The 25253-nt window shown below is 67.1% G+C and carries 25 protein-coding genes and 1 tRNA gene; 18 read left to right on the top strand and 8 right to left on the bottom strand.

What is annotated here, in order from left to right; translation table 11 throughout:
- Nucleotides 1–57 precede the first annotated feature (57 nt).
- Nucleotides 58–1710 (bottom strand): peptide ABC transporter substrate-binding protein, encoded by a 1653-nt coding sequence (locus LCM32_RS13645; RefSeq protein WP_224821626.1) that lies wholly within the window; start codon nucleotides 1708–1710, stop codon nucleotides 58–60.
- A 46-nt stretch (nucleotides 1711–1756) separates the two neighbouring features.
- Nucleotides 1757–3328, bottom strand: coding sequence for an ABC transporter ATP-binding protein (locus LCM32_RS13640; protein ID WP_224821625.1), 1572 nt, complete (start codon nucleotides 3326–3328; stop codon nucleotides 1757–1759).
- Between the two features lie 377 nt (nucleotides 3329–3705).
- Here LCM32_RS13640 and LCM32_RS13635 point away from each other — a divergent pair, with 377 nt between their 5' ends.
- The 3 genes from LCM32_RS13635 to LCM32_RS13625 all read left to right on the top strand — a co-directional run bounded on the left by LCM32_RS13635 (nucleotide 3706) and on the right by LCM32_RS13625 (nucleotide 6635).
- Complete coding sequence (locus LCM32_RS13635) at nucleotides 3706–4326, top strand: helix-turn-helix domain-containing protein (protein WP_224821624.1); 621 nt, start codon at nucleotides 3706–3708, stop codon at nucleotides 4324–4326.
- 66 nt (nucleotides 4327–4392) lie between these two features.
- On the top strand, nucleotides 4393–5700 hold the full coding sequence (locus LCM32_RS13630; RefSeq protein ID WP_224821623.1) for an NAD(P)/FAD-dependent oxidoreductase: 1308 nt from the start codon (nucleotides 4393–4395) through the stop codon (nucleotides 5698–5700).
- Nucleotides 5701–5708: 8 nt separating this feature from the next.
- Nucleotides 5709–6635, top strand: a complete 927-nt coding sequence (locus LCM32_RS13625; protein ID WP_224821622.1) for a 2-hydroxyacid dehydrogenase — start codon at nucleotides 5709–5711, stop codon at nucleotides 6633–6635.
- Between the two features lie 49 nt (nucleotides 6636–6684).
- Here LCM32_RS13625 and LCM32_RS13620 read toward each other — a convergent pair whose 3' ends face one another.
- A complete protein-coding gene (locus tag LCM32_RS13620; protein WP_224821621.1) occupies nucleotides 6685–7392 on the bottom strand; it encodes a YoaK family protein in 708 nt (235 codons plus the stop codon).
- Between the two features lie 152 nt (nucleotides 7393–7544).
- Nucleotides 7545–7621 (bottom strand) — tRNA-Arg (locus LCM32_RS13615).
- A gap of 225 nt (nucleotides 7622–7846) precedes the next feature.
- Between LCM32_RS13615 and LCM32_RS13610 the strand changes: the two genes are divergently transcribed.
- From LCM32_RS13610 to LCM32_RS13600, 3 genes are all read left to right on the top strand, one after another.
- A complete protein-coding gene (locus LCM32_RS13610; RefSeq protein WP_224821620.1) occupies nucleotides 7847–10213 on the top strand; it encodes a methyl-accepting chemotaxis protein in 2367 nt (788 codons plus the stop codon).
- Between the two features lie 136 nt (nucleotides 10214–10349).
- Entirely contained in the window at nucleotides 10350–11372 is a 1023-nt protein-coding gene (locus LCM32_RS13605; RefSeq protein WP_224821619.1) for a LacI family DNA-binding transcriptional regulator, read from the top strand.
- Nucleotides 11373–11375: 3 nt separating this feature from the next.
- On the top strand, nucleotides 11376–12584 hold the full coding sequence (locus tag LCM32_RS13600; protein ID WP_224821618.1) for a winged helix-turn-helix domain-containing protein: 1209 nt from the start codon (nucleotides 11376–11378) through the stop codon (nucleotides 12582–12584).
- Between the two features lie 193 nt (nucleotides 12585–12777).
- Here the strand turns inward: LCM32_RS13600 and LCM32_RS13595 are convergent, their stop codons facing one another.
- Both LCM32_RS13595 and LCM32_RS13590 read right to left on the bottom strand, forming a co-directional pair.
- On the bottom strand, nucleotides 12778–13566 hold the full coding sequence (locus LCM32_RS13595; protein ID WP_224821617.1) for an FAD binding domain-containing protein: 789 nt from the start codon (nucleotides 13564–13566) through the stop codon (nucleotides 12778–12780).
- A gap of 206 nt (nucleotides 13567–13772) precedes the next feature.
- Complete coding sequence (locus LCM32_RS13590) at nucleotides 13773–14054, bottom strand: DUF2218 domain-containing protein (protein WP_224821728.1); 282 nt, start codon at nucleotides 14052–14054, stop codon at nucleotides 13773–13775.
- A gap of 132 nt (nucleotides 14055–14186) precedes the next feature.
- Here LCM32_RS13590 and LCM32_RS13585 point away from each other — a divergent pair, with 132 nt between their 5' ends.
- From LCM32_RS13585 to LCM32_RS13545, 9 genes are all read left to right on the top strand, one after another.
- Nucleotides 14187–15107 carry a siderophore ABC transporter substrate-binding protein gene (locus LCM32_RS13585; RefSeq protein WP_224821616.1) on the top strand — a complete coding sequence of 307 codons (921 nt, stop codon included), beginning with the start codon at nucleotides 14187–14189 and terminating at the stop codon, nucleotides 15105–15107.
- Between the two features lie 7 nt (nucleotides 15108–15114).
- On the top strand, nucleotides 15115–16074 hold the full coding sequence (locus LCM32_RS13580) for an ABC transporter permease (RefSeq protein ID WP_222494245.1): 960 nt from the start codon (nucleotides 15115–15117) through the stop codon (nucleotides 16072–16074).
- Nucleotides 16064–17032: an iron chelate uptake ABC transporter family permease subunit gene (locus tag LCM32_RS13575; protein ID WP_224821615.1), complete on the top strand. Its 969-nt coding sequence runs from the start codon at nucleotides 16064–16066 to the stop codon at nucleotides 17030–17032. Before LCM32_RS13580 ends, LCM32_RS13575 begins: the two co-directional genes overlap by 11 nt.
- Nucleotides 17029–17781, top strand: a complete 753-nt coding sequence (locus LCM32_RS13570) for an ABC transporter ATP-binding protein (protein ID WP_224821614.1) — start codon at nucleotides 17029–17031, stop codon at nucleotides 17779–17781. The genes LCM32_RS13575 and LCM32_RS13570 overlap by 4 nt, the downstream gene beginning before the upstream one ends.
- Before the next feature lie 293 nt (nucleotides 17782–18074).
- Nucleotides 18075–19148 carry a MotA/TolQ/ExbB proton channel family protein gene (locus tag LCM32_RS13565; protein ID WP_224821613.1) on the top strand — a complete coding sequence of 358 codons (1074 nt, stop codon included), beginning with the start codon at nucleotides 18075–18077 and terminating at the stop codon, nucleotides 19146–19148.
- The gene (locus LCM32_RS13560; RefSeq protein WP_224821612.1) at nucleotides 19145–19528 is read left to right on the top strand and encodes an ExbD/TolR family protein; all 384 of its coding nucleotides are present in this window, start codon (nucleotides 19145–19147) and stop codon (nucleotides 19526–19528) included. The genes LCM32_RS13565 and LCM32_RS13560 overlap by 4 nt, the downstream gene beginning before the upstream one ends.
- Nucleotides 19525–19926: a biopolymer transporter ExbD gene (locus LCM32_RS13555; protein ID WP_318246195.1), complete on the top strand. Its 402-nt coding sequence runs from the start codon at nucleotides 19525–19527 to the stop codon at nucleotides 19924–19926. The genes LCM32_RS13560 and LCM32_RS13555 overlap by 4 nt, the downstream gene beginning before the upstream one ends.
- A complete protein-coding gene (locus LCM32_RS13550) occupies nucleotides 19923–20831 on the top strand; it encodes a cell envelope integrity protein TolA (RefSeq protein WP_224821611.1) in 909 nt (302 codons plus the stop codon). The genes LCM32_RS13555 and LCM32_RS13550 overlap by 4 nt, the downstream gene beginning before the upstream one ends.
- Before the next feature lie 180 nt (nucleotides 20832–21011).
- Nucleotides 21012–21452, top strand: a complete 441-nt coding sequence (locus tag LCM32_RS13545; RefSeq protein ID WP_224821610.1) for a hypothetical protein — start codon at nucleotides 21012–21014, stop codon at nucleotides 21450–21452.
- A gap of 191 nt (nucleotides 21453–21643) precedes the next feature.
- Here LCM32_RS13545 and LCM32_RS13540 read toward each other — a convergent pair whose 3' ends face one another.
- Nucleotides 21644–22348: a hypothetical protein gene (locus LCM32_RS13540; protein WP_224821609.1), complete on the bottom strand. Its 705-nt coding sequence runs from the start codon at nucleotides 22346–22348 to the stop codon at nucleotides 21644–21646.
- Complete coding sequence (locus LCM32_RS13535; protein WP_224821608.1) at nucleotides 22320–22607, bottom strand: hypothetical protein; 288 nt, start codon at nucleotides 22605–22607, stop codon at nucleotides 22320–22322. The genes LCM32_RS13540 and LCM32_RS13535 overlap by 29 nt, the downstream gene beginning before the upstream one ends.
- Nucleotides 22608–22790: 183 nt before the next feature.
- On the opposite strand from LCM32_RS13535, the gene LCM32_RS13530 reads away from it, so the two are divergent.
- The 3 genes from LCM32_RS13530 to LCM32_RS13520 all read left to right on the top strand — a co-directional run bounded on the left by LCM32_RS13530 (nucleotide 22791) and on the right by LCM32_RS13520 (nucleotide 25209).
- Nucleotides 22791–23258 carry a hypothetical protein gene (locus LCM32_RS13530; RefSeq protein ID WP_224821607.1) on the top strand — a complete coding sequence of 156 codons (468 nt, stop codon included), beginning with the start codon at nucleotides 22791–22793 and terminating at the stop codon, nucleotides 23256–23258.
- Nucleotides 23259–23384: 126 nt separating this feature from the next.
- A complete protein-coding gene (locus LCM32_RS13525) occupies nucleotides 23385–24005 on the top strand; it encodes a ribonuclease HII (RefSeq protein WP_224821606.1) in 621 nt (206 codons plus the stop codon).
- A gap of 103 nt (nucleotides 24006–24108) precedes the next feature.
- Nucleotides 24109–25209 carry a site-specific DNA-methyltransferase gene (locus LCM32_RS13520; RefSeq protein WP_224821605.1) on the top strand — a complete coding sequence of 367 codons (1101 nt, stop codon included), beginning with the start codon at nucleotides 24109–24111 and terminating at the stop codon, nucleotides 25207–25209.
- Nucleotides 25210–25253 lie beyond the last annotated feature (44 nt).

Raw genomic sequence — 25253 nt, 5'->3', positions numbered from 1 at the left:
GAAGGGGCCGCCTCCCCGGGGATCGGGACGGCGGCATGGGGTTTGGTCAGGCCGGGATCACTTGTCCCAGTACCACGCGGCCGCGTGCCAGGACTCGGTGCGGGTGTTCGTGTTGAACTCCACGCCCTCGATGCCCGATTTCCAGCCCCGGACAGAGCGGTTCTGGAACAGCGGCAGGAAGGGCAGGTCCTCGCGGATGATGGCCTGGATTTCCTGATAGATCGCGCGGCGCTTCTCGGGATCGAAAGTGGCCGAGCCCTCTTCAAGCAGTTCGTCGACGCGGGCGTTCTTGTACTGCGAGTTGTTCGAGCCGCGCCCGCCCTGCGCCGCGATGGCGGCGGAGTGGAAGCGGTTGGTCACGTCCGGGTCGGCACCGATGAGGAAGGTGATGCCCACGATGACCGAGTCGAACTGCGACATGCCCCAGAACTCGCCCCAGATCACGGCCGCCGGCAGGTTCGAGATCTCCATCTCGACGCCGATTTCCTTGAACGTCTGCTGCAGGAACTGCTGCACCTGCTCGCGCAGGTGGTTGCCCGCGGTGGTCGAGTTGGTGAAGCTCAGGCGCACGCCGTCCTTCTCGCGGATGCCATCGGCCCCGCGGACCCAGCCCGCATCGTCCAGCATCTTGTTGGCCGCGGCGAGGTCGAACTCCTGCGTCGGCAGGTCGGGGTTATAGAAGTAGGAGGCCTGCGGCATGAAGGTCTCGGAGGGCAGCGGCAGACCGTAGTAGAGCGCGTCGATGATCGACACCTTGTCGATCGCGGCATAGAGCGCCTTGCGGACCGCCGGGTCCTTGAACTGCGGCTTCTCTTGGTTGAGGTAGATCGACTCGACCGAGTTCACCGGCACGAGGACGACTTCGCGGTCGGCGAGGTCCTTCGCCTCGGCGTAGTTGTCCGGGCTGATGTACTGGTTGCCGGTCAGGTCGAACTCACCGCTCTTGAACTGGGTGTAGAGCACGGTGGTGTCGGGGATGTACTTGTAGATCAGCTCTTCGACGTAGGGACCTTCGGCGTGGTAGCCGGGGTTCGCCACCAGCTGGACGTGGTCGCCCGGCACCCGCTGGCCGAACTTGAACGCGCCGGTGCCGATGGGGGCAGAGTTGAACGGCGCAGTGTTCGGATCCTCGACGCCCTCGAAGGCGTGCGCGGGGATGATGAAGGTTTCGGTCAGGAAGTTGATGTAGGGCGCGAAGGGCTTTTCCATCGTCCAGGTGATCTCGGTCGGGGAGACGACCTCGATGTCCTTGACCAGGTTGTGGCCGATGGTGCGCCATGCGCGGAAGTCCGGGTTCACGATCAGCTCGAGGGTGAATTTCACGTCCTCGGCGGTGAAGGGCTCGCCGTCGTGCCACGTCACGTCGTCGCGCAGCTTGATCCGCCACTGCAGACCGTCGGCCGAGATGCCGCCGTTTTCCTGCGTCGGCACTTCGGAAGCGAGGTTCGGCATGATTTCCCCGCCGGGGGTCACGCGGAACAGCGCATCGAAGAGCGAGAAGATCACCGCGTCATCCACTTCGATGTGGGGCAGCAGCGGGTTCAGCACGGTGCTTTCCTGCGTCTGGCCGACGATGATCCGGCCGGCCGGCGCTTCCGGCGGGGTCTGGGCGAAAGCGGGCTTGCCCAGCAGGTTGGGGGCCAGCAGCGCACCCGCCCCCAGCATCTGAATCGCCCCGCGGCGCGTAATTCCGTGTTTCTTGTCAGTCATCTGGTGACTCCCTGAAGGTGGCATCGCTGCCGTGGCTGGTCGTTGGTCAATGCGTGGGCTTTTCGCCCCTCTCTTCGCCCGGGATCGCCGCGACCAGTTCGCGGGTGTAGGGCGATTGCGGATCGAGGAAGATCCGGGACGGTGGGCCGCTTTCCACGACCCGTCCCTTCTGCATCACGGCGATCTCGTCGCAGATCTGGCTGGCAACGCGCAGATCGTGGGTGATGAAGATCATGGAGACGCCGGTCTCCTGCTGGACCTGATCCAGCAGTTTGAGAATCTGCGCCTGAATAGAGACGTCCAGCGCCGAGACGGATTCATCCGCCACCAGCAGCTTGGGCTTGAACATCAGCGCGCGCGCAATGCCGACCCGCTGGCGCTGGCCGCCCGAGAACTCGTGCGGGTAACGGCCATAGGCCCCGGCATCGAGGCCGACATGGGTCAGCAGTGCCTTTGCGGCCTCGCGCGCCTCGCGGTGGGGCATCCCGTGTGCCACGGGGCCGACCGTCAGGATATGCCCGATCGTCGCGCGCGGGTTCAGCGAGGCGAAGGGATCCTGAAAGATCATCTGGATCTTGGGCCGCAGGCTGCGGAACTCCGCCTCCTTCATGGCCGCGATATCGGTGCCCTCGAAGAGGATCTTGCCGCCGTCGCTCTCCATAAGCTTGACCAGCAACCGGCCCAGCGAGGACTTGCCCGAGCCGCTCTCGCCCACCACGCCCAGCGTCCGCCCCGGGGCCAGTTCGAAGGAGACGTCCTGCACCGCCTTCACCTCGCGGTAGGAGCGCAGCCACTTGCTGCCGCTGCTGTAGGTCTTCATCAGCCCCTCGACCTTCAGGACGGGGGCGACCTTCTCGGTCAGCGGCGGGTGGCGATCGGTGCCGGTCAGATGCGGCACGGCGGCAATCAGGCGCCGGGTATAGGGATGCTCGGGCGATTTCAGCACCTTCTCGGCGCTGCCCTGCTCGACGATATGGCCCTTCTCCATCACCACGACACTGTCCGCGATCTCGGCCACGACGCCGAAATCATGGGTGATGAACATCACGCTCATGCCCTTGCGGCGCTGGATGTCGCGGATCAGGTCGAGGATCTGCGCCTGCGTCGTCACGTCGAGCGCGGTCGTCGGTTCGTCCGCGATCAGGATCGAGGGCTCCAGCGTGAGCGCCATGGCGATCATCACCCGCTGGCGCTGCCCGCCGGACAGGCGGAACGGGTACTGGTGGTACATCAACTCGGGATCGGGCAGGCCGACCTCGGTCAGCAAGTCGATGGCGCGGCGCTTGCGGTCCGCTGCCGTCCCGACGCCATGGGCCATCATCACCTCGGTGATCTGGTCGCCCACGGTCATCAGCGGGTTCAGTGCCGACAGCGGATCCTGAAAAATCATCGCGACGGCCCGGCCACGCAGCCCGCGCAGCGTCGCAGGCTGCGCCGAGAGGACATCCGTCTCGTCCATGACGATGGACCCGCCCTCGATCCGGATCACCTTGGGCAGCAGCCCCATCACGGCGTTCGCCGTGACCGACTTGCCCGACCCCGACTCGCCGATGATGCAGAGGATCTGGCCCGGCAGCAGGTCGAAGGAAATGTCCTGCACCGCGTGGGTGCGCTCCATTCCCGGCGGCAGGGCAACGGTCAGGCCGCGCACGGAAAGCGCCGCGTTCTGGTGTCCCGCAGGAAGGCTGGCCGGTGCTGAGGTCAACGTCTTACCTTTCGGTGAATTCTTAACTTTCAGTGAAAACTAGCCAGATATTGAAAATTTTGACAAGCGCGCTGTCGGACCTTCGGCCATGAATCTGCCTGCCCAAAGCGCAAGCATCAGCATATAATGCTGATTATAAACAACTTTCTGCATGTAGAAATTTTACGCAGGCAGATTTTCAATAGTGAAAGAAGTTTTCGATGTCGGAATATATTGAAAACACTGAAACGGCGCGTAAAATCGTCTGAACCATGATGCACGGCCACCAAGGCCCCCGACCCGGAGACCCGATGGACGACACTGGAGGCCCCCTCAACGCCGACGGGGAAGAAGCAAGCGTCGGTGCGACGCTGCGCCGGCTGAGAAAGGCCAAGGGGTTGTCCCTTCAGGCACTCGCGGATGAATCCGGCGTGTCCGTCGGCATGATCAGCCAGGTGGAACGGGGCCTCGCGAATCCGTCGATCCGGCTGCTGACCTCGCTGCGCCGCGCGCTGAACATCTCGATGCAGGAACTGTTCGGGGAATCGGATCCCGACCACCCGCGCGACACGCCGAACTCTCCCGATCCGAACTTCATCCGGCGGCGCGAGAACCGCCCGACCATCGACCTTGGCATGATCCACAAGGAACTGCTGACCACGACGGACCGGCAGAACCTGCAGATCATGATCCTGAACATCGAACCCGGCGGGGAATCCGGCGGCCGCGCCCTGTCCTATCCTGCCGAAAAGGGTGGCCTCGTCCTCGAAGGGGAGGCGGTGCTGCGGGTCGACGATCAGGACGTGCTGCTGCGCGTCGGCGACAGCTTCGTCTTCGACAGCGCCCGCCCGCACAGCGTCCGCAACCTCGGCTCCGTCAAGGCCCGCGTGCTGTGGATCATCGGGGCCGTGCAGTTCGATCGCCATCTATGACACGTCACTTCCATCTCTGACCCTGGAGACCTGCAGGGCCGCAAAACCGCAAAGCGAAACAGGACCATGACCCAGACCCCCGTCGCCCAGAAACGGACCCCCTACTGGTGGGAGGCCGCGCCCGTCGGCCCCACCCCGGACACGCCCCTTGCCACGGCAGTGGATGTCGCGATCGTCGGCGCGGGCTATGCGGGCCTCGCGGCGGGGATCGAACTGGTGCGCGCCGGGCGCACGGTCGCGGCCTTCGACAAGATGCACCCGGGCGAAGGGGCCTCCTCGCGCAATGGCGGCATCACCAGCGGGAACATCCGCCTCGACTTCGACACGCTGAAAAAGCGCCACGGCGAAGAACGCGCGCTGGCGATCGAGGCCGAAGGCAAGGTTGCGCGCGAGTTCCTCTATGATTTCATCAAGACCGAGGGGCTGGAGTGCGATTATCAGCCCGTGGGCCGCTACAACGGCGCACTCGGCAAGGAGCAGTATGAGAAGGGCGCCCGGAACGCCGAGACGCTCTCCAAGAAGCTGGGGATCGAGGCCTATGCCGTGCCGCGCGCGGAACAGCTCGACTACCTCGGCAGTGAACATTATCGCGGCGGCTCCGTCCGCATGGACATCGGCGGCCTGCACCCGGCCAAGTTCCACGCCGAGATGCTGCGCGTCGCCCTCGCGGCAGGTGTCTCCGTCCACGGGGGCTGCGCGGTTCTGAAGGTCGAGAAGGACGTCTCGGGCTTCAAGGTCACGACCTCCAAGGGCATCGTGAAGGCGCGGCAGGTGCTGGTCTGCACCAACGGCTATACCGACGGCTCTGATCCGTACCTGCGCCGGCGTATGGTCCCGGTCCGCTCGCGGATGATCGCCACCGAGGCGATCCCGACCGAGCTGATGGACAAGCTGATGCCGAAACGGATGATGGTCGGCGAGCACCGCAAGCTGGGCTTCTACTACCGCCCCTCGCCCGACCATACCCGCATCCTGCTGGGTGGCCGCGACGCCAGCCAGGCCGGCGATCCCGACTGGCCGGTGCAGATGCTCAAGGACGGGCTGGATGAGCTCTTCCCCGAGCTGAAGTCCGTGGGCCTGTCGCACACGTGGTTCGGCAATGTCGCCATGCACCGGGACATGCTGCCCCGCATCTTCGAACATGACGGTCTGACCTATGCCACCGGCTTCTGCGGCTCCGGCGTGGTCTGGGCCACGTGGATCGGCAACCGCGCCGCGCACAAGCTGCTGAAAGACGACAAGGCAAAATCGGCCTTCGACTTCCGCCCGCCGACTTTCATTCCCTTCTACGCCGGCAAACCCTACTTCATGCCTGCCTTCATTCAGATGTACAGGCTGCAGGATCGCCGGGATTTCGCCCGCCAGACCCGCTGAGAGACCAGATGACCTTCCTACTGCAATCGACCGAGGAGCGGGCGAAAGCCTTTGCCTCCGTCTTCGCCCGCGACCTGCCCGAAGTGCCCTTCGCCTCCGATGCCTCTGCCGTCGATCCGGCCGAGGTGCGCTTCCTCATGGGCTGGGTCTTCCCCGACGATCTCGCGACGCGCTATCCGAACCTCGAACTGGTGCTCTCCACCGGGGCCGGGATCGACCAGGTGGTGAACGCCCCCCTGCCCGAGGGCGTGCGGCTGGTCCGCATGGTGGAAAGCGGCGTGACCACGCTCGTGCGGGATTACTGCGTCATGTCCACGCTGGCGCTGCACCGCGAGTTGATCGACTATCAGGCACAGCAGCGCGAGAAGCTGTGGAAGGCCCGCAGCTTCACCTGGCCGGATCAGCGCAAGGTCACGGTTCTGGGTCTGGGCGAGATGGGCCGCGCCACGCTGGAGGCCCTGCGGCCCTTCGGCTTCACCCTCGCCGGGTGGAGCCGTTCGCCCAAGGAAATCGAGGGCGTCACCTGCCACCATGGCGCCGAGGGACTGGACGCGGCACTGGAGGGCACCGATGTCCTGATCTGCCTCCTGCCGCTGACCGAGGAGACCCGGCACATCCTGAACGCCGATCTCTTTGCCAAGCTGCCGAAGGGCGCGGGCCTCGTTCAGGCCGGGCGCGGCGGCCACCTGAACCAGCCCGACCTGATCGCGGCGCTGGACAGCGGCCAGCTGGGCGGGGCCTTCGTCGATGTGGCCGATCCCGAGCCCCTGCCCGCCGAGGACCCGATGTGGAGCCATCCGCGCGTCGTCCTCACGCCCCATATCGCGGGCAACACCCGCTCTGACACCGCGGCAGAGGCCACGGCGCAGAACATCCGCCGCTACCTCGCGGGTGAGACCCCGCTGGGGCTGGTGGACAAGAGCCTCGGTTACTGACCTCTCGGCCCCGCCTGCCTCATGGCGGGGCCTTCACCACGCGCCCTCATCACGCGCGCCGATGCACCCTGCGCGCCTCCGGTACGGCGATCCCGATCAGGATCGCCGCAGCCAGCAGGTAAACCCCCGGACCGATCAGCCCATAGCAGGCAGCCCCCGCCGCCCCGCCCGCCAGAAAGGCGAGGAGCGTCGCAAGATGCAGCCGGAACCGGGACAGGATCACCCCCCGCGTCGCGTCCTGACGCGCCCCGCCGCACAGGATCGCCAGCTCGATCCCCAGGTCGGTCGTCACCCCTGACAGATGCGTCGTGCGGACCTGCGCGTTCGAAATCCGCGTTGTCGCAGCGTTCTGCACCCCCATCGCGCAGCTGAGCCCCAGCAGCAGCACGGCGCTGCGTTGCAGGTCCGCCATGGCCAGATCCACCAGCGTCAGCGTCGCGATAAGCCCCCCTTCGAGGATGATCGAATAGGCATAGACCCCGCGCAGCCCGCGCCTGAGCCCGCGTTCGATCAGCAGGGCAGAGAGGAACGCGCCAAGGATGAAGGCCGCGACGAGCCCCGCCGCGAGGAGGACCGCCCGCCACTCGCCCAGCACAAGATGCTCCGACAGCAGCGACACGTTCCCCGTCATGTTGGCGGAGAAGTAGCCCATCGCGCGAAACCCGGCCGCATTCACACCCCCGGCGACCGTCGCAAGCGTCACCGCAAGCCGCAGGTCGATCGCGGTGCTGCGTTCCTTGCCGTCGTGGATGAGCATGGACGTGGTGCCTTTCCTGCCGCCGCCGTCATGGGCGCGGCCTCTTCGGCAGAGGCTCTGCCCCGGTCCATCCGCTGTCAACCGTCACCGCGCCCCGGCCCCCGGCCAGAGGGCCAAGATGCGAGATAAGGACGCTTGAGAAGAGGGGATGCTGGTGACCCCGACAGGATTCGAACCTGTAACCTGCCCCTTAGGAGGGGGCTGCTCTATCCAGTTGAGCCACGGGGCCAGCGGGAACCGCCTAACAAATCCCTTGCCCGATGTCTCGACCGAATGCCCGCGAACCGCGCTTTTTTCCCGCCCGCGGCGCGGCCGCCAGGGATCGGAAAAATTCTAAGTACAAATTCCGCGCCCGCCGGGGCCGGCCTCTTGGCACTTAAGCCGACAGAAAGATCCACCTGCGATCACTCGCAACGCATGCCGGTGCCGCCGGAGGATATCAGGGGATCATGAGATGAGTGACACCGCAGCTTCGCCGACACCGGCGACAGGCCCGCGCACGCCTCGATTTGCGGCGCTCATCCTGTTGCGCAACCTGCGGCTCGTCGTGAAGCTGCCGCTTCTGGTCACCGGGGTCGCCTTTCTGGCCGCCTGCCTTGTCTCGATCACGGCCTACTTGGATGCCCGCGACATCCTGGACGACCAGGTCGCGCGGCAGCAGGACAGCCTGGTGCATACTTTCGCAGAGTCCCTGCACAAGGAACTGGTGTCGATCGAGGCCAGCCTGACGGCACAGGGCACCAACCCGACCGTGCTCGCAGCCGCGAATTCCTTCGCCCTCGCCTGGGACGCGACCGAGGGAGATGCACAGCAGGTGCTTCGGACCGCGTACATTACCGGAAACCCAAATCCGGTCGAACGCCGCGCGGAACTCACCACCACGGGCACCGGCACCCAGTACGACATCATGCACACGAAGTATCACCCCTACTTCCGCAGCCTCATGGGGGCGCAGGATCTACTCGATATCCTCCTCGTCGATCGCGGGGGGCGGATCATCTACTCCGCCGCCAAGACAGAGACCTTCGCCGCGCAACTCACCGATGGGGCGCTCAGTGATACGCCCCTCGCCCGGGCGGTACGGGACGCCACCGCACAGGGCATCCCCGAATTCGCCGATTTCGATGGGGCGCTCACCGCAGAGCGCGACGCGGCGATGGCCATCGGCCTGCACGATCGCTCCGGCACACAGGTCGGCACGCTGGTCTACCTGCTGCGCCACAATTGGATCGACGCGCTGCTGCGCTCGAACGGCGACATGGGCAAGACGAGCGACGCCTACGTGATCGGACCGGACGGGCGCATGCGGTCCAGCGCGCGCTTCCCCGATGCCCCTGACTGGCTGGAACCCGCCCCGCGGCTGGAAGCCGTTGAGGCCGCCATGGAAGATGCCGAGGTCAACATGCTCGCCTCGACTGGCCTGCACGGACGCCGGGCCCTTGTGACGGCCGAGGCGCTCACATTCGGCCACACGCGCTGGGTCGTGGTCGTCCAACAGGCCGAAGAGGAACTTCTGTCCCCGCTCATCCGCCTGCGCAACTCCATGATCCTCCAACTGGCCGGCATGATGGCCGTGATCGCGCTCATCGGCTGGTTTGCCGGGCGGTCGATTTCCAAGCCCTTCACCGTCCTCGGCCAGCGGCTCAGGGCGATGGCCAGCGGCGATTATGCCAGCCCGATCCCCTTCACCCACAGGGGCGAGGACGTGGGCGACCTTGCCCGCAACCTCGAGAACCTCCGGAACCGTCTGGCCACCGCCGAGGGGGAGCGCACGGCACGGGATCAGCAGGCCGCCGAGCAACAGGTCGTCGTCGATCGCCTCAGCGCGGGGATCGCCGAACTGGCCGCAGGCAACTTGACCGCCGAGATCACCGCGCCCTTCGCCTCGGACTACGAAGGGCTGCGCCGTGGCTTCAACAACGCGCTCACCCGCCTGAACGAAACGATCACCTCGCTCGTAGGCGCCGCGAGCGAGATCGACAGCAACGCGCGGGAGGTGGAGAATGCCTCCAACGACCTGAGCCAGAAAGCCATCGAGCAGGCCGCCAACCTCGAGGAAACGGCCGCGGCCATCACAGAGCTCTCCGCCTCGGTGAAATCCACCGCCGACTCGGCCAGTGATGCCGACCGGGTCATGGCCCGCGCCCGCGAAGATGCCGAGACGAGCGGCCGGGTCGTCGGCCACGCCATGACGGCGATGGATCAGATCTCGGGCTCGTCCCAGAAGATCACCCAGGTTACCTCGGTGATCGAGGATCTGGCCTTCCAGACCAACCTCCTCGCCCTGAACGCCGGTGTCGAAGCCGCCCGCGCAGGCGAGGCCGGTCGCGGGTTTGCCGTGGTCGCCTCCGAGGTCCGGGCGCTGGCGCAGCGCTCGTCGGAGGCTGCGAAGGAGATCAACGCCCTTATCAGCGAAAGCGCGGAAAACGTCGTGAACGGGGTCGATCTGGTCGACAAGGCGGGCAAGAGCTTTGAAAGCCTGATCTCCGATTTCGAGAAGGTCTCCGCCTCGGTCTCCACCATTGCCGCCGCCGCGCGGGAGCAATCGGCAGGTTTGGAAGAGATCAACACCGCCGTGGATCAACTGGACGGCGTGACCCAGAAGAACGCGGCCGTCGCCACGCAGGTCCATGGGACCGGCAAGGTCATGGTCAACGAGGCTGCCAAGCTGAACCAGATCGCCGCCTCCTTCCGGATCGTGTCTGGCGGTCCCCTGCCCACCCGGCGCGAGCTTGCCACGCGGCCTGCCGCGGCCGCACAGCAGGTCGTGAACGCCCCCGGCATGACCGCCCCGGCCGACGACAGCTGGGCAGAGTTCTGACCGGGCAAACCTCTGAGCATCCTCCACAGGCCATGCCCGCGGCCACGCACGCCGCCCGGCGAACCGCCGCCGGTCCTGCTTGATCCCCGCGCCCGGTTCGCGCTACCAATTGGGTCAATCATACAGGACCACGCCCGTGACCCGATCCGATACACGCCCGCTCACCCTTCGCGATGTGTCCGAGGCGTCGGGCGTTTCCGAAATGACCGTCAGCCGGGTGCTCCGCAACCGCGGCGACGTCTCCCCGGCCACGCGGGAGAAGGTGCTGCAAGCGGCCAAGCGCCTCGGCTACGTGCCCAACAAGATTGCAGGGGCGCTCGCCAGCCAGCGGGTCAACCTCGTCGCCGTCATCATCCCCTCGATGTCGAACCTCGTCTTTCCCGAGGTGATGACGGGCATCAGCCGGACGCTCGAGGATACGGACCTGCAGCCGGTGGTCGGGATCACCGACTACAATCAGGCCAAGGAGGAAAAGGTCCTCTACGAGATGCTCTCCTGGCGGCCGTCCGGGGTGATCATCGCGGGGCTCGAACATTCCGATGCCTCCCGCGCCATGATGCAGGCCGCGGGCATTCCCGTGGTCGAGATCATGGATACCGACGGCACCCCGATCGATTCCGCGGTGGGCATTTCGCACCGGCGCGCGGGCCGCGAGATGGCCAAGGCGATCATCGCCGCCGGACACCGCAAAATCGGCTTCCTCGGCACCAGCCTCGGGCGGGACTACCGCGCGCGCAAACGGTTCGAGGGCTTCACGCAGGCGCTTGCCAAGGCAGGCGTCGAGGTGACCGATACCGAATTCTACACCGATGGCTCGGCGCTGGCGAAGGGCCGCGAGATGACGCGCAACATGATGGTGCGCCACCCGGACCTCGATTTCCTGTATTACTCCAACGACATGATCGGGGCTGGCGGGCTGCTCTGGATGACGGAGCAGAAGTACGACATCCCCAACACCATCGGCCTCGCCGGGTTCAACGATGTCTCGCTGCTGCAAGGCCTGCCGCGCAAACTGGCCACGATGGACAGTTGCCGTCAGGAGATCGGCCGGCTTGCCGCCAACATCATCCTCGACCGGCTGGCGGGCAAGGAAACCCCCGAGGGCAAGATCGAGCTGTCGCCCAAGATCAACTACGGCGATACGCTGCGCAAGGTCTGAGGGATGGCCTCGGCCATCCAGACGCTCGACAACGCCTTGGCGCGGCGGGTTTTCCTGCATCGCCATCTCCTCGGCCAGCCGCCTCAGGGGCCGGGAAAGGGCGACGACCTGCTGCAGCTGATCCACGATCTGGGTTTCGTGCAGGTGGACAGCGTGCAGACCGTGGCCCGCGCCCATCACATGATCCTGCTGGCGCGCCGCCCGGCCTACCGTCCGCAGCACCTGACCCCTCTGCTGGAACGCGACCGCAGCCTGTTCGAACATTGGACCCACGACGCCGCCATCGTCCCGTCCGAGTTCTATCCCCACTGGCGCCTGCGCTTTGCCCGGGACGCGCAGAAGCTGCCCGCGCGCTGGTCCGGCTGGCAGGGCGACGACTACCTCGCGGAGCTGGACCGCATCCTTGCCCATGTCCGCGCCCATGGCGAGGTCTGCGCGGCCGACCTGCACGACGATCCCAAGCCCAAGGGGGAGCCCGGCTGGTGGAACTGGCATCCGTCGAAGACGGCGCTGGAATACCTCTGGCGAGCGGGGCAGTTGTCGATCGCGCGGCGACAGGGGTTTCGCAAGCAATATGACCTGCCGGAGCGTGTGCTGCCCGAGGCCGCGCGCCTGCATCACCCCACTGCGGAAGAGAGCATCGACTGGCTGAACAATGCCGCGCTGGACCGGCTCGGCTTTGCCACGAGCGGGGAGATCGCCGCCTTCTGGGCCCATGTCTCGCCCGGCGAGGCGACCGCATGGTGCGCCGCGGAACGCGCGGCGGGGCGGCTGGAGGAGATCACGCTGCTCTGCAACGATGGGCGCGGGCGCAAGGTTTTAGCCCGCCCCGGCCTGCTGGACGAGGCCACCGCGCTCGCCCCCGCGCCGGGGCGCATCCGGGTGCTCAGCCCTTTCGACCCGGCGCTGCGCGATCGGAACCGGGCGGAGCGGCTTTTCGGCTTCGTCTATCGCATCGAGATCTTCGTGCCCGCGCCGAAACGACAATACGGCTACTACGTCTTCCCGCTGCTGGAGGGAGAGCGGCTGATCGGGCGCATCGACATGAAGGTGCAGCGCGACACGGCCACGCTGGAGGTTGCCCGGCTGTGGCTGGAACACGGGGTGCAGCCGTCGAAGGGGCGCATGGCCCGGCTGGAGGCGGAACTGGACCGTGTGGCGCGGTTTGCGGGCTGCGAGGCCGTCGCTTATGCGCCCGGCTGGCTCTCGTGATGCGGGGTGCCCCCTGCGCTGACCTCGCGCGGGGCCTCTAGCCAAGCAAATGGAATGCTATACCGGCGCTGCGGCCATTCGGGCGCCGTCCAAGGGCCCCGGCCTTTCAGCGCCGCCCCGTCAGGGACGCCGCGATTTTCGGGGCGTGGGGCCGATGCAGCACCCGCGGTGGGGCCAGCCCCGGCCCGCGCCTTCAGAAGCAGGCAGCGACGGCGCGGCCGGTCAGGACTTTCACGAGGTTGGCGCGGTAGGCCGCGGTCCCGTGCAGGTCGTTCATCATCCCGTCGGCCTCGACGGTCAGATCCGCGATCGCCTCGGGGGTGAAGGACGCGCCCAGCGCCTCCTCGGCCTCCGACCAGCGGAAGACACCGTCTTCGGAGGCACCGGTGACGGCCACGCGGACACCATCGGCGAACTTCGCCACAAAGACCCCGGTCAGGGCAAAGCGCGAGGCGGGTTGCTCGAACTTGATGTAGGCTGCGGCCTCGGGGATCGGGAACCGCACACCGGTGACGATCTCGCCCTCTTCCAGCGCCGTGGTGAAGAGCCCTTCGAAATAGTCGTCCGCGGGGATCTCGCGGCTGTTGGTCAGGATCACCGCGCCGGAGCCGAGCGCGCCCGCCGGGTAGCAGGCCGCGGGGTCATTGTTGGCAAGGCTGCCACCGATGGTGCCCCGGTTGCGCACCGCCGCATCGCCGATCCCCCCCGCCAGCTTGGACAGCGCGGGATAAGCTTCGGCGGTCTCGCGCGAGACGATGGCATGGGTCGTGGCGCCGCCCACGGTGATCGTGCCATCCGCGATGGTGACGCCCTGAAGCTCGGGGATCGCGGTCAGGCTGACCAGCGTTTCGGGCATGGCGAGGCGCTGCTTCATGGTCGGCAGCAGGGTCTGCCCGCCGGAAAGCGGCTGAGCCTCGTCGGATTGCAGGGCCTCGATGGCCTCGGCCAGGGTCGTGGGTTTGACGAAGTCGAAATTGTACATGTCGCGGGTCCGTTGCTGGCCAGAGGGCGCGGGCAGCGGCCCGCCGTCGGTCGGCCACACCATCGGGCGGCAGGCGACGGAATGTCAACAGGCGCCCCCGCAAACCCGGTCCCCCGACGCGCAAAGCCCCGCCGGATGACGGGGCAGAAGGCAGAGCGCGGCGCGCTGACTTCGACTTCGGCGCAGTCTCGCGCGCAGGCCTGCGCTCAGGCGGACCAGCTCAGGCTGTCGAAGGGCTCGCGGAAGGCAAACTTGATCAGGTGCCGCTCGATGATGTCCTTGGCGACGGTCAGGCCCTCGGCCTCCTTCGCGCGGACGGTGATGTTCAGCCCGGTGTCATCGGCGGTCATGTTGGCCGGGCCCGGGGGCAGTGCCGCCTCGGCCCGCTCGTCGTCGTAATCGACGGCCACCTTATGCGCGAAATGCTTGCACAGCTGCTGCATGTACTTCGAGCCATTGGCCGTTTCGAACCTGGTATGCGCTTCCATCATGGCCGCTCTCCAATTCTTGATTGTTTCACTAGGTTATGACCTTGACCTTCGGTTCGCAACAGCTTTACGCAGGCCGGGACCTCAGCCAGCGCCCCGCGCCAGCCAAGAATCCGCAATCCGGAGACAGCCATGTTCACCACCGCCTCGCGCCCCGTGGCGCGCCTGAGCGCGCTTGCAGCCACTCTCGCCACCCTCGCCGCCACCCCCGCCCTCGCGCAGGAGGTGACCTTCGACACCGCCGCGGGGCCGATGACGCTGGATGCCAAGCCCGAGACGATCATCGCGCTGGACCTGCCCGCGGTGGACACGCTGACCGCGCTCGGCGTCACGCTGGCGGGCGTTCCGACGCCGCTTTACGTCGACTACCTCTCGGACATCGAAGCCCCCGCCGCGGGCACGCTCTTCGAGCCGAACTACGAGCTGATCGCCGCGACGCAGCCTGACCTGATCATCGCCGGGGGCCGCTCGCAGGCCCAGGTGGTGCCGCTCTCGCAGATCGCGCCCACCGCCGACATGACGCTGGGCTTCGACGCGGTGGCCGATGGCCGGGCGCGCCTCGCCACCTATGGCAAGCTGACCGGGACCGAGGCGAAAGCCGCCGAGCTGGACGCCGCGCTGGTGGCAAAGCTGGAGAAGGCCCGCGCCCTCGTCGCCAATCACGGCAATGCGCTGATCCTGATGACGAATGGCCCGAAACTCTCGGTCTACGGCAAGGACAGCCGCTTTGGCTGGATCCACAGCGAGCTTGGCTGGCCGCAGGCGGTCGAGGACATCGACGGCTCCAGCCATGGCGAGGCGGTCTCCTTCGAGTATCTCGCCAAGGCGAACCCCGACACGCTGATCGTCATCGACCGGGCGCAGGCCATCGGCGCGGATGACGCCAACGCCCGCACCACGCTGGACAACGAGTTGGTGCATGGCACCACCGCATGGAAATCGGGCCGCGTGATCTTCCTGCCCGCGGCGGACAGCTACATCGCCGGTGGCGGCATCCAGTCGCTGAACCGCACGCTGGATACGTTGATCGGGGCGCTCGAAGCCGCGTCCTGATCCTCCGATGCGGCGGCTGACGCTTCTCCTCGGGCTGGCACTGGTGGCAGTGCTGGCCCTTCTCTCGCTGTTCATCGGGGCGATCCCGCTGGACCCGAGGACGCTGTTCTCGGACCCGGAGGCCGCCCGGCTGATCCTGATCAGCCGCCTGCCGCGCACGCTGGCCGCGATCCTGTCCGGCGGGGCGCTCGCGGTGACCGGACAGGTCATGCAGATCCTCGCCCGCAACCGCTTCATCGAGCCGGTGACCGCAGGCGCGGGCCAGAGTGCGGCGCTCGGCATCCTGCTGGTGACGCTCTTCCTGCCCGGCGCGCCGATCTGGGCCAAGATGGCGATCGCCTCGCTGACCACGCTGGTGGGCAGCATCGGCCTGCTCGCCCTGATCCGCCCCCTGCCCCCGACCCAGCCGCTGCTGGTCCCGCTGGTGGCTCTCGTCTACGGCGGGATCATCGGCGCTGTTGTGACCTTCGTGGCCTATCAGGGCGACATGACCCAGTTCATCGGCACATGGCTGTCGGGCGAGCTGTCGGGCGTGCTGCGCGGCCGGTACGAGATGCTTTGGATCGCGGGCCTTGCGGCCGCCGCCACATGGATCATCGCGGACCGGATCACGCTGCTCGGCCTCGGCGCCAGCACGGCGCGCAGCCTTGGCGTGAACGTGGCGCGGATCACCGCGCTTGGCGTGGCGGCGATCTCGGTCGTCACGGCGATGACCGTGGTGACCGTGGGGGCGATCCCCTTCATCGGCCTCGTGATCCCGAACCTCACCGCGCGTCTGCTGGGCGACAACCTGCGCCGCACGCTGCCGGTGTCGGCGCTCTTCGGCGCGGCACTGGTGCTGGCCGCGGACATCCTCGGCCGGGTGATCCGGATGCCCTTCGAGGTGCCCGTCTCGGCCACCGTGGGCGTGGTGGGCGCGGCGCTCTTCCTCTACCTGCTCTACAGGGAGCCGCGCCATGCTGCGTAACCGCTTCCTGATCCTCGGCACCCTGCTGGCGCTGTCCGTCGTGGGCTACATGACCCTCGGCGCGGTCGGCTCGTGGAGCTTCCTGATCCCCTTCCGCGCCTCCAAGCTGGCGGCGCTGGCGCTGGTGTCGGTCTGCCTCGCGGTCTCGACCGTGCTGTTCCAGACGATCACCGCGAACCGCATCCTGACGCCCTCGGTCATGGGGTTCGACGCGCTCTATGTCTTCATCCTGACGGCCATCGTCCACAGCTTCGGCGCGGCGGGCTATGCCGCGATCCCGGCGCCGCTGCTCTTCGTGATGAACCTCGTGCTGATGACCGGCATGGGGCTGGTGCTCTTCTCTCTGCTGATCAAGGGCGGGCGCGGGGACATCCTCAAGATGGTGCTGACCGGCATCGTTCTGGGCATCCTGATCCGGGCGCTGACCGGCTTCCTGCAACGGATGATCGACCCGTCGGAATTCCAGACGATCCAGAGCGTCTCCTTCGCCCGCTTCACCTATGTCGACAAGCTGAACCTCGCCATGGCGGCCGTCGTGGCGCTGCCCGCGCTGGTCATGGCGTGGCGGATGCGGCACCGGCTGGACGTGATCGCGCTTGGCCCCGTGGCCGCCACCGGTCTGGGCGAGACACCCAAGCGCGGCCAGCGGCAGGCGCTGGTGCTGATCTGCCTGCTGACCGCCTCGGCCACGGCGCTTGCCGGGCCGATGTCCTCGGGCGGGGCGGGCCCGTCCAGCTTCTTCGGCCTGATCGTGGCGGCGCTCGCCCATATGATCACGCCCTCCTACAAGCACTCGGTGCTCCTGCCCTCGGCGGCCATGCTGGCCTGCATCACGCTGATCGGCGGCCAGACGGTGATGGAGCGCGTGCTCCACCTCTCGACCCCGCTGGCCGTGGTGATCGAGGTTCTGGGCGGCATCACCTTCCTTATCCTCCTGCTGAAGAGGCGCATGGCATGATCTCCATCCGCAACGTGAGCCATTCCATCGACCACCACCCGATCCTGCATGATGTCAGCCTCGACATTCCGCGCGGCGGGATCACGGCGCTGATCGGCCCCAACGGGGCGGGCAAGTCCACGCTGCTGTCGCTGGTGGCGCGTCTTGCCGCGCTGACAACGGGCGAGATCAGTGTCGACACGCTCCAGATCGGCAAGTGCAAGGACCGCGACCTCGCCAAGGTGCTGGCGATCATGCCGCAGAGCACGCAGGTCTCCTCGCGCCTGACGATCCGCGATCTCGTGGGCTTCGGGCGCTACCCCTGGCATCAGGGCCACCCCGGCCCCGAGGACCGCGAGAAGGTCGAGGAAACCCTCACCCGTTTCGGGCTGGAGCCGCTGGCGCATCGCTTCCTCGACGAGGTCTCGGGCGGGCAGAAACAGCGCGCCTTCGCCGCCATGGCCTATGCCCAGTCGACGCCCTACCTGCTGCTGGACGAGCCGCTCAACAACCTCGACATCGCGGCCTCCCGCTCGCTCATGCGGCTGCTGCGCGACATGGCCGAGGAAGACGGCAAGACCATCCTGATCGTGCTGCACGACATCAACTATGCCGCCGCCTTCGCGGACCGGCTGGTGGTGATGAAGGAGGGCCGCATCGCCGCCGACGGCAAGCCGGAGAAGGTCGTTTCGGCCAAGCTGCTCTACGATGTCTTCGGCACCGATGCCCCGGTCTGCATGATGGATGAGCGCCCGGTGGTCCTCGTCTAAGGCTCACGCCCGCTTGACCTCTGACAGGATGGCAATACTTGACCATTTGTGTCAGCTTATATAGCAGCGCAGTTAACCCGCCAGCCGCGGCGAGTCGTCCCTCGCCCGCCAGCCTCGACATAGAGTGCCGCCTCCGGTCAGCCGCTTGCCTTCACGGGTCACCCCGTGCGGAATTGCACTTTGACGGGGACCGGTTGTACGACGCACCCTGTGCAGGCGACCGCTGCGGCGGGCCTGCCGGGCCAGAGGCCCGCGCCAAGCCGCGCGGCCGAGCACATCAAAGGGGGCCATTCATGGCGCGCAACTGGAACTCGGAACTTCGGATCGTCCCGGCGGCCCTGCTGGCATTCGGCCTTGGCAGCGCCGCGATGGCGCAGGATGCGGCCCCCAGCGTCAGCACCGAGATGCCCGGCCTGAGCGCCCCGTCCGCCCCGGCGGATCAGGGCACCGCGCTGCCCGCCGCCAGTAACGAGGCCGCCCCGCAGCGCGCCCTGCCCGGCGCCGAGGCCCCCGCAGCGGAAGCGGCGACGCCCGCGGCAGACAGCGCCGCCCCTGCAGAGGCGGTTGCGCCGGCAACCGACCTCGCCACGGCTGAGGCCGCCACCGAACTTACCGCGGAGGCCCCCGCCGAAGAGCCCGTGCCCCTCACCGACATCTTCCTCGACGATCCGCAGGCCGCGGTGACCGAGGCCGCGGGCCGTGCACACAGCTTCCTCGTCGATGGCGGCCCGTCGATTTGGGCGATTGCCGCGCTTTCGGTGATCACAGTGGCACTGATCCTGTGGAAGATCTGGCGCTTCTTCATCGCCGGCGCATGGTCGCGCCGCGCCTCGCGCAAGGCGGTGGAATACTGGGAGGCAGGCCAGACCCGGCAGGCCTACCAGATGGTTGCCAAGCGGCGCGGCCTGCGCTCGCGCCTGACCGCCGCCACCATGCGCGCCAGCCTCGACCTCCCCGAAGACAGCGCCCGCGAAGAAGCCTCGCGCGTGGCCAAGCGCCTGCTGGGGGCCGCCGGCACCGGCCTGCGCCCGCTGGAACTGATCGCGACGATTGCCCCGCTGCTGGGTCTGCTGGGCACGGTTCTGGGCATGATCTCGGCCTTCCAGGCGCTGCAGGAGGCGGGCAACAACGCGGATCCCGCCATGCTCGCAGGCGGTATCTGGGAGGCGCTTCTGACCACCGCCGCCGGTATGGCCGTGGCGATCCCCGCCTCTGCCGCCCTGACGTGGTTCGAGGCCGTGATCGACAGCGTGCGTCAGGACATGGAAGACCTCGCCGCGCGGATCTTCATCGCCGGGCGCGGCAGCAACCTGCCCCGCCAGATGCCGCAGGATTACGCCGAAGACATGGACGTTGCCGCGCAATGACCCTCTTCTCGGACCCACCCCGGCGTCGCCGCAGGCCCAGCCTGACGCCGATGATCGACGTGGTCTTCCTGCTGCTGGTCTTCTTCATGCTGGCCTCGCGCTTTGGCACGGATCACGTGCTGCCGATGCCGCTGGCCTCGGGCGGGGGCACCGCCTATGAGGGCCCGCCGCGGCTGGTGGACGTGACCCCTGATGGGCTGCGCCTGAACGGCCAGCCGATGGACGAAGCCGCGCTGATCGCCGCCATGGCCGATCTGACCGAGGCCCCCACCGATCCGATCATCCTGCGCGGCCGCGACGGCGCGGACCTGCAGGCCATCGTCAGCATCGGCACCGCCCTGCGCGGCGCGGGCTATACAGCTCTGGTGCTGGTCGAATGAGCCTGAATTTCGCCCCCCCGCCCAAGAAGGATCGCGGCGAATCCATCGTGCCGATGATCAACGTGGTCTTCCTGCTGCTGATCTTCTTCCTGATGACCTCGCGCCTCGCCCCGCCGGAGCCGATCGAGGTCGCCCCCCCCGTCGCCACCAGCGGCGAGGAGGCCGAGAACGCGCCGGTGCTCTTCTACTCCGCCGAGGGCGAGATCGCCTTCGAGGACCTGCGGGGCGAGGCGGCGATCGCCGCGATGGCTGCCGCCGCGGATGCCGCGGGGCCTGACGCCCCCGCCCCGCAGCTGCGCGCCGATCAGGGGGCCGAGGCGGCTGCTGTCGCCCGCCTGCTCAAGGATCTCGCCGCGGCGGGGCTCTCCAACGTCTCTCTCGTGATTGCGCCGCAATGATCCGTGTCGTCGAACTCCTCGCCTTCGTGGCGCTCGCCGTGGGGGTCCATATCCTCTTTGCGCTCCGGCTCGAGACCGAGGACGGGGCCGATGCCGGGGGTCAGGGCGGCGACGCCATGGTGACGCTGGCCGCCGCCACAGCGCAGATGGAAACCATGGTCGCGCAATGGGAACGCCCGCCCGAGCTGGAGACCCCGCAGGACATCGCGCCCCCGCCGGTCGAGACGCCGGTGGCCGAGGCGCCGCGCCTGAACAGCGCCCCGCCCGACCTTGCCCCGGTGCAGAGCGCCGCGATCCAGCTCCCCAGCATGACGGACGAGCGGCCCGACACGCCCGAGATCGACCTCTCGACGCCGCCGCCGCCGGAACCCGAGCCCGAGCCCGAGCCGGAAATCGTGCAGAGCGAGCTTGCCCCGCAATCCTCGCCCCGCCCGCCGCAACGCCCCGAGCCCCCGCAAGAGCGTCCTCAGCCCAAGCCCGAGCCGAAGCGGCAGGCACAGGTGGCCGAGAAGGCGCAGCAATTCTCCGCAGGTTCAGCGGCGCAGAAATCCGCAGGCAGCGGCGGCTCCGCCTTTGCCGGCAACTCAGGCCGGACCGAAGCGGCGACTATGAGCAAGGCGCAATCGGCCAAGCTCGAAACCGTCTGGGGCGCCAAGATCCGCGCCAAGATCGCCCGCTACAAGCGCTTCCCCCGCGGGGTGCGCAGCGGCGGGCGCGTGATCCTCAGCATCACCGTCACGCCCGCCGGTCAGGTGGCGCGCGCCGGAATCGCCAAATCCTCCGGAAACGGTGATCTCGACCGTGCCGCGCTGGAGGCCGTGCAACGCGCGGGCCGGATGCCCTCCGCGCCCTCGGGCCTGACGAATGCGAGCTATTCCTTCGCCCTGCCGATGAGTTTCGACTGACGGCTACATCGGAGATCCCCGCCTGAGCACGGGGGTCTCAAGGCACGGGTCTCAACACGGGGATCGCGGCCGATCCGGGGCCCCAAAACTTTTTCGAAAAAAGTTCGCCCCCCGGCGACGGAAGTCGCGGACACCAGCGTATCACTTTTCATAACCGCCCGAAATTCGGAGATATCGGATATGAAAAAGACCCTCATCGCACTGCTCGCCGCCACCACGGTCATGGGCTCCGCCCCCCTCGCCATGGCCGCCGGCAACCCCGCTCCCCAGCAACAATGCCAAGGCCAGTCCTGTGGCAATGCCCAAAAGCAGGGCCAGAATCAGGGCCAGCACAAAGGCCAGCAGGCGCAGAAACCCGGCAACGGCCAGCAACAGCAGGCCCAGAAACCGGGTGGCAACCAGCAGAAGCCCCAGCAGCAATCCCAAAACCAGCAGGCACCGCATCGCGGTGACTCGGCCAAGAGCGCCCCGCGCCCCAGCTCGGCCCAGCTGAAGAAACTGCCCTCGCCGCCGAAGGGTCAGGAATACCGCATCCTGAATGACCGCGTCGTGCGCGTGGACAGCGATACGCTGGCCGTCGTCGCCGTGGCCGGCCTCGTGACCGCGCTTCTGGCGAACTGATTTAGACGACCCCACTCACAAGACACCACTCACACGCACGGAATACCGCGCCGGATCCACTCCCCTGGACCGGCGCGGTCGCGCCCCGCCACTGCCCCCGCAGGCGGGGCGCTCTTGTTTTCGCAGGTTGGTTTCCGACCGGCGTTTATGCGGGCAGGCGTCTGTCCGGGACGGGCAGGTATCGCCGCGCCTCAGATCACCCGGATCACGTCCTTGCCGACCGAGAGCATGTAGCCGCGCCGCGCGATGTTCTTCACCAGAAGTTCGCTCACCAACTGGTTGCCCAGAGTGTCGCGCAGCCGCTTGATCCGCGTGGCCCCGGCGGCCTCGTCGCAGTCCTGCTCGGCCTTGCCGGAGATCATCGCCTCGATCTGCACGCCGGACAGAACCTCGTCATCCATCCGCGCCTCCGCCAGCACCGACAGCGTCTCGATTGCCGCATCGGTCAGCTTGAAGCCGAGGTTGTTGAGATAGACCGTCTTCTCCTCGCGGCTGATCAGGAGGGAATTCACCTCGATGCCCGCCCTCTCGATCTGGGCCATGCGGCGGTTCAGCGTGACCAGCATGATCAGGAACACCAGCGCCGCCAGCAGCAGCGCCGCGGCAAAGACCAGCAGCACGAAGATCACCATCCGGTAGCTGGTGAGCGTCTCGGCAAAGGCGGTGCCGGAGAGCGCGAGGATCTCCAGCAGCTTCACCTCGGCCTGATCGGTGAGGTTGTCGTTCTCGACGAAGATCCGTTCGACCCGGTCGTTGAAGGCGTTGGCGTCAGGCAGCGTGGCAAAGAGAAAACCCGCGGCGATCATCAGGATCAGGACGATGGCCGCCAGCCCGAGGCCGACGACCCTTGTGCCGGCGCGGCGCGCGTCAGAAGCGAAGATAGTATTGTCCTGCATCGGCTTTCCTGCGCTCCAGCCCGCTCTCATCGAAGGTCGAGAGCACATTGAGCAGCGTCCAGCCCGCGGATGCAAGCCGCCCGGCGACCTCCTGCCGGGCCTCGGCAGGCGAACAGCTGCTCACCTGCATGACCCCATAGTGCAACTGAAGCGGGCGGTCCCGCTTTGCCTTATAATCGGCGTAGCAGGCGGCCTGTGCCGCGGCGGGCAGAAGCGTGAGGGCCAGCAGAAGGCCGGATATGCGCAGGATATGGCTCATGCCGGGAACCATGCGACCGGCCATCGCGATATTCAATAACAATAGGGGTTTGAGCCTCTCGTTATCCGATAACAGCCCGCTGTTATTGCCCGATTTCGCCCTCCGGTCCGATGGTCAGGGGGCAAGGTCCGACACAGCGAGTCACGCCGGGCCAGCCTCAACGCCCCATCGAAAGGACAGCCCATGTTCCGCAAGACCATCACCACCCTGGCCGCAGCCGCCGTCGCCCTGACGACCCTTGCCGCCGCTCCCGCCAGCGCCCGTGACGGCGACGATCTGGTCAAACTGCTCGCCGGTGCCACCGCGCTGATCGTGATCGGCAACGCCATCAGCGACAGCAAGAAGGACGACCGCCCGCGCTATGTCTATCGCGATCCCCGCCCGGCCCCGGTCTACCGCGCCCCTGTCTACCGTGCCCCTGTCTACCGTGCGCCGCAAACCGCGCCGGTCTACCGCAACAGCTGGCAGGGCTACGACAAGCGTCACGACGAGAAACGGTACGATTATCGCGACAGCCGCCACACGTCGCGCCACGACGACCGCCGCTGGGACCACAAGGATGACCGCCGCCAGTCCTCGGTGAACACCTGCTACACCAAGAGCGTCGGCCGCAACGACACCCGCACCTACTGCACCCCGGGCCGCCGCTGAGCTGCCAGATACGGGACAGGTGCAAACGGGGGGCCTTCGGGCCCCCTTCGCCTGTGCGGCACCCGAAAGGCCTGTCCGGCACCCGAAAAGCTTGTGCGGGGCCCGCCGCTGTGGTCATCCCGTGGCATGAGCACACCTGATTTCTCCTTCGAAGACGCCGCCCGCGCCTCGGGCGCCACCCTCATTGCCGGCGTGGACGAAGTGGGCCGCGGCCCATTGGCCGGTCCGGTCACCGCTGCCGCCGTCATCCTCGACCCGTCGCGCTTGCCCGAGGGGCTGAACGATTCCAAGAAGCTGACGGCCAAGCGCCGCGAGGCGCTCGCCGCGATTCTGCCCGATGTGGCGGTGGTCTGCGTGGCCCATGCCAGCGTCGAGGAGATCGACGAGCTGAACATCCTGCGCGCCAGCCACCTTGCCATGGAGCGGGCGGTGGCCGGGCTGCCCGTTGCGCCCGATCACCTGCTGATCGACGGCAACATGATCCCGCGCGGCCTGACGATCCCGGCGACCACCGTCGTGAAGGGCGACGCGCTGTCTCTCTCCATCGCGGCGGCCTCCATCATGGCCAAAATCGCCCGAGACGAGATCATGCGGGATTTGGCGCAACACTTCCCCGGATATGGCTGGGAGAAGAACGCAGGCTACCCCTCCAAGGCCCACCGCGAGGCCCTCCTAAATCTGGGGATAACCCCGCACCATAGAAGATCCTTCAAGCCCGTCCACAATATCTTGTGTAAAGGGGTTTAGTTAACCCCCTGATTCAAAAAAGAAATTGACCCCGAATCAGGTTTGACTCATTTTTGACGCATCAAACGAGCGCACCAAAACAGCGCCGATACTGAGGCAGAGAATGATGAAAACCAAGGTGAAGGGGGCGTCCGCGCTCCCGCTGAACTCTATTTTGGCCGGCGATTGCGTGGAGGTGATGAATTCCCTCCCGGAGTGTTCTGTCGACCTGATCTTCGCGGATCCGCCCTATAACCTGCAGCTTCGGGGCGACCTTCACCGTCCGGACAACTCCCGCGTCGATGCCGTCGACGACCACTGGGACCAGTTCGACAGCTTCGCGGCCTACGACCAGTTCACCCGCGACTGGCTCAAGGCGGCCCGCCGCCTGCTGAAGCCGAACGGCGCGATCTGGGTCATCGGTTCCTACCACAACATCTTCCGCGTCGGCGCCTCGCTCCAGAACGAGGGCTACTGGATTCTCAACGACGTGGTCTGGCGCAAGTCGAACCCGATGCCGAACTTCCGCGGCAAGCGCTTCACCAACGCCCATGAGACGATGATCTGGGCGTCGAAGTCGGAAGGCGCCAAGTACACCTTCAACTACGAGGCGCTGAAATCGCTGAACGAGGGCATCCAGATGCGCTCGGACTGGGTTCTGCCGATCTGCAACGGCGGCGAGCGCCTGAAGGACGCCAACGGCGACAAGGCGCACCCGACGCAGAAGCCCGAGGGCCTGCTGCACCGGGTTCTGGTCGGCTCCACCAACCCCGGCGACGTCGTGCTCGACCCATTCTTCGGCACCGGCACCACCGGCGCCGTGGCCAAGATGCTGGGCCGCGACTTCATCGGGATCGAGCGCGAGGCCGCCTACCGCGAGGTGGCCGAGAAGCGTCTGGCGAACGTGCGCAAGTACGACCGCGAGGCGCTGCAGGTCTCGACCTCCAAGCGCGCCGAGCCCCGCGTGCCCTTCGGCCAGCTGGTCGAGCGCGGCATGCTGCGCCCGGGCGAGGAACTCTTCTCGATGAACGGCCGCCACAAGGCCAAGGTGCGCGCCGACGGCACGCTGATCGGGAACGACGTCAAAGGCTCGATCCACCAGGTCGGCGCCCAGCTGGAGGGCGCGCCCTCCTGCAACGGCTGGACCTACTGGTGCTTCAAGCGCGACGGCAAGGTGGTCCCGATCGACCTCCTGCGCCAGCAGATCCGCGCCGAGATGAACTGAGCCACCGGTTTCAACAGAGCTTCCAAGATCACAGAGCCGCCTGT

It is taken from the genome of Pseudooceanicola nanhaiensis (genome assembly GCF_020171315.1).
Classification (GTDB): domain Bacteria; phylum Pseudomonadota; class Alphaproteobacteria; order Rhodobacterales; family Rhodobacteraceae; genus Pseudooceanicola; species Pseudooceanicola nanhaiensis_A.
Note: the sequence above shows the minus strand (reverse complement) of the source record. Positions and strands in the feature narration are given on the sequence as shown.

Excerpts from the sequence above, each read along its gene's own strand:
- LCM32_RS13645 (WP_224821626.1), bottom strand. The coding sequence starts at position 1,710 with ATGACTGACAAGAAACACGGAATTACGCGCCGCGGGGCGATTCAGATG.
- LCM32_RS13640 (WP_224821625.1), bottom strand. The coding sequence starts at position 3,328 with ATGGAGCGCACCCACGCGGTGCAGGACATTTCCTTCGACCTGCTGCCG.
- LCM32_RS13635 (WP_224821624.1), top strand. The coding sequence starts at position 3,706 with ATGGACGACACTGGAGGCCCCCTCAACGCCGACGGGGAAGAAGCAAGC.
- LCM32_RS13630 (WP_224821623.1), top strand. The coding sequence starts at position 4,393 with ATGACCCAGACCCCCGTCGCCCAGAAACGGACCCCCTACTGGTGGGAG.
- LCM32_RS13625 (WP_224821622.1), top strand. The coding sequence starts at position 5,709 with ATGACCTTCCTACTGCAATCGACCGAGGAGCGGGCGAAAGCCTTTGCC.
- LCM32_RS13620 (WP_224821621.1), bottom strand. The coding sequence starts at position 7,392 with ATGCTCATCCACGACGGCAAGGAACGCAGCACCGCGATCGACCTGCGG.
- LCM32_RS13610 (WP_224821620.1), top strand. The coding sequence starts at position 7,847 with ATGAGTGACACCGCAGCTTCGCCGACACCGGCGACAGGCCCGCGCACG.
- LCM32_RS13600 (WP_224821618.1), top strand. The coding sequence starts at position 11,376 with ATGGCCTCGGCCATCCAGACGCTCGACAACGCCTTGGCGCGGCGGGTT.
- LCM32_RS13595 (WP_224821617.1), bottom strand. The coding sequence starts at position 13,566 with ATGTACAATTTCGACTTCGTCAAACCCACGACCCTGGCCGAGGCCATC.
- LCM32_RS13590 (WP_224821728.1), bottom strand. The coding sequence starts at position 14,054 with ATGGAAGCGCATACCAGGTTCGAAACGGCCAATGGCTCGAAGTACATG.
- LCM32_RS13585 (WP_224821616.1), top strand. The coding sequence starts at position 14,187 with ATGTTCACCACCGCCTCGCGCCCCGTGGCGCGCCTGAGCGCGCTTGCA.
- LCM32_RS13580 (WP_222494245.1), top strand. The coding sequence starts at position 15,115 with ATGCGGCGGCTGACGCTTCTCCTCGGGCTGGCACTGGTGGCAGTGCTG.
- LCM32_RS13575 (WP_224821615.1), top strand. The coding sequence starts at position 16,064 with ATGCTGCGTAACCGCTTCCTGATCCTCGGCACCCTGCTGGCGCTGTCC.
- LCM32_RS13570 (WP_224821614.1), top strand. The coding sequence starts at position 17,029 with ATGATCTCCATCCGCAACGTGAGCCATTCCATCGACCACCACCCGATC.
- LCM32_RS13565 (WP_224821613.1), top strand. The coding sequence starts at position 18,075 with ATGGCGCGCAACTGGAACTCGGAACTTCGGATCGTCCCGGCGGCCCTG.
- LCM32_RS13560 (WP_224821612.1), top strand. The coding sequence starts at position 19,145 with ATGACCCTCTTCTCGGACCCACCCCGGCGTCGCCGCAGGCCCAGCCTG.
- LCM32_RS13555 (WP_318246195.1), top strand. The coding sequence starts at position 19,525 with ATGAGCCTGAATTTCGCCCCCCCGCCCAAGAAGGATCGCGGCGAATCC.
- LCM32_RS13550 (WP_224821611.1), top strand. The coding sequence starts at position 19,923 with ATGATCCGTGTCGTCGAACTCCTCGCCTTCGTGGCGCTCGCCGTGGGG.
- LCM32_RS13545 (WP_224821610.1), top strand. The coding sequence starts at position 21,012 with ATGAAAAAGACCCTCATCGCACTGCTCGCCGCCACCACGGTCATGGGC.
- LCM32_RS13540 (WP_224821609.1), bottom strand. The coding sequence starts at position 22,348 with ATGCAGGACAATACTATCTTCGCTTCTGACGCGCGCCGCGCCGGCACA.
- LCM32_RS13535 (WP_224821608.1), bottom strand. The coding sequence starts at position 22,607 with ATGAGCCATATCCTGCGCATATCCGGCCTTCTGCTGGCCCTCACGCTT.
- LCM32_RS13530 (WP_224821607.1), top strand. The coding sequence starts at position 22,791 with ATGTTCCGCAAGACCATCACCACCCTGGCCGCAGCCGCCGTCGCCCTG.
- LCM32_RS13525 (WP_224821606.1), top strand. The coding sequence starts at position 23,385 with ATGAGCACACCTGATTTCTCCTTCGAAGACGCCGCCCGCGCCTCGGGC.
- LCM32_RS13520 (WP_224821605.1), top strand. The coding sequence starts at position 24,109 with ATGATGAAAACCAAGGTGAAGGGGGCGTCCGCGCTCCCGCTGAACTCT.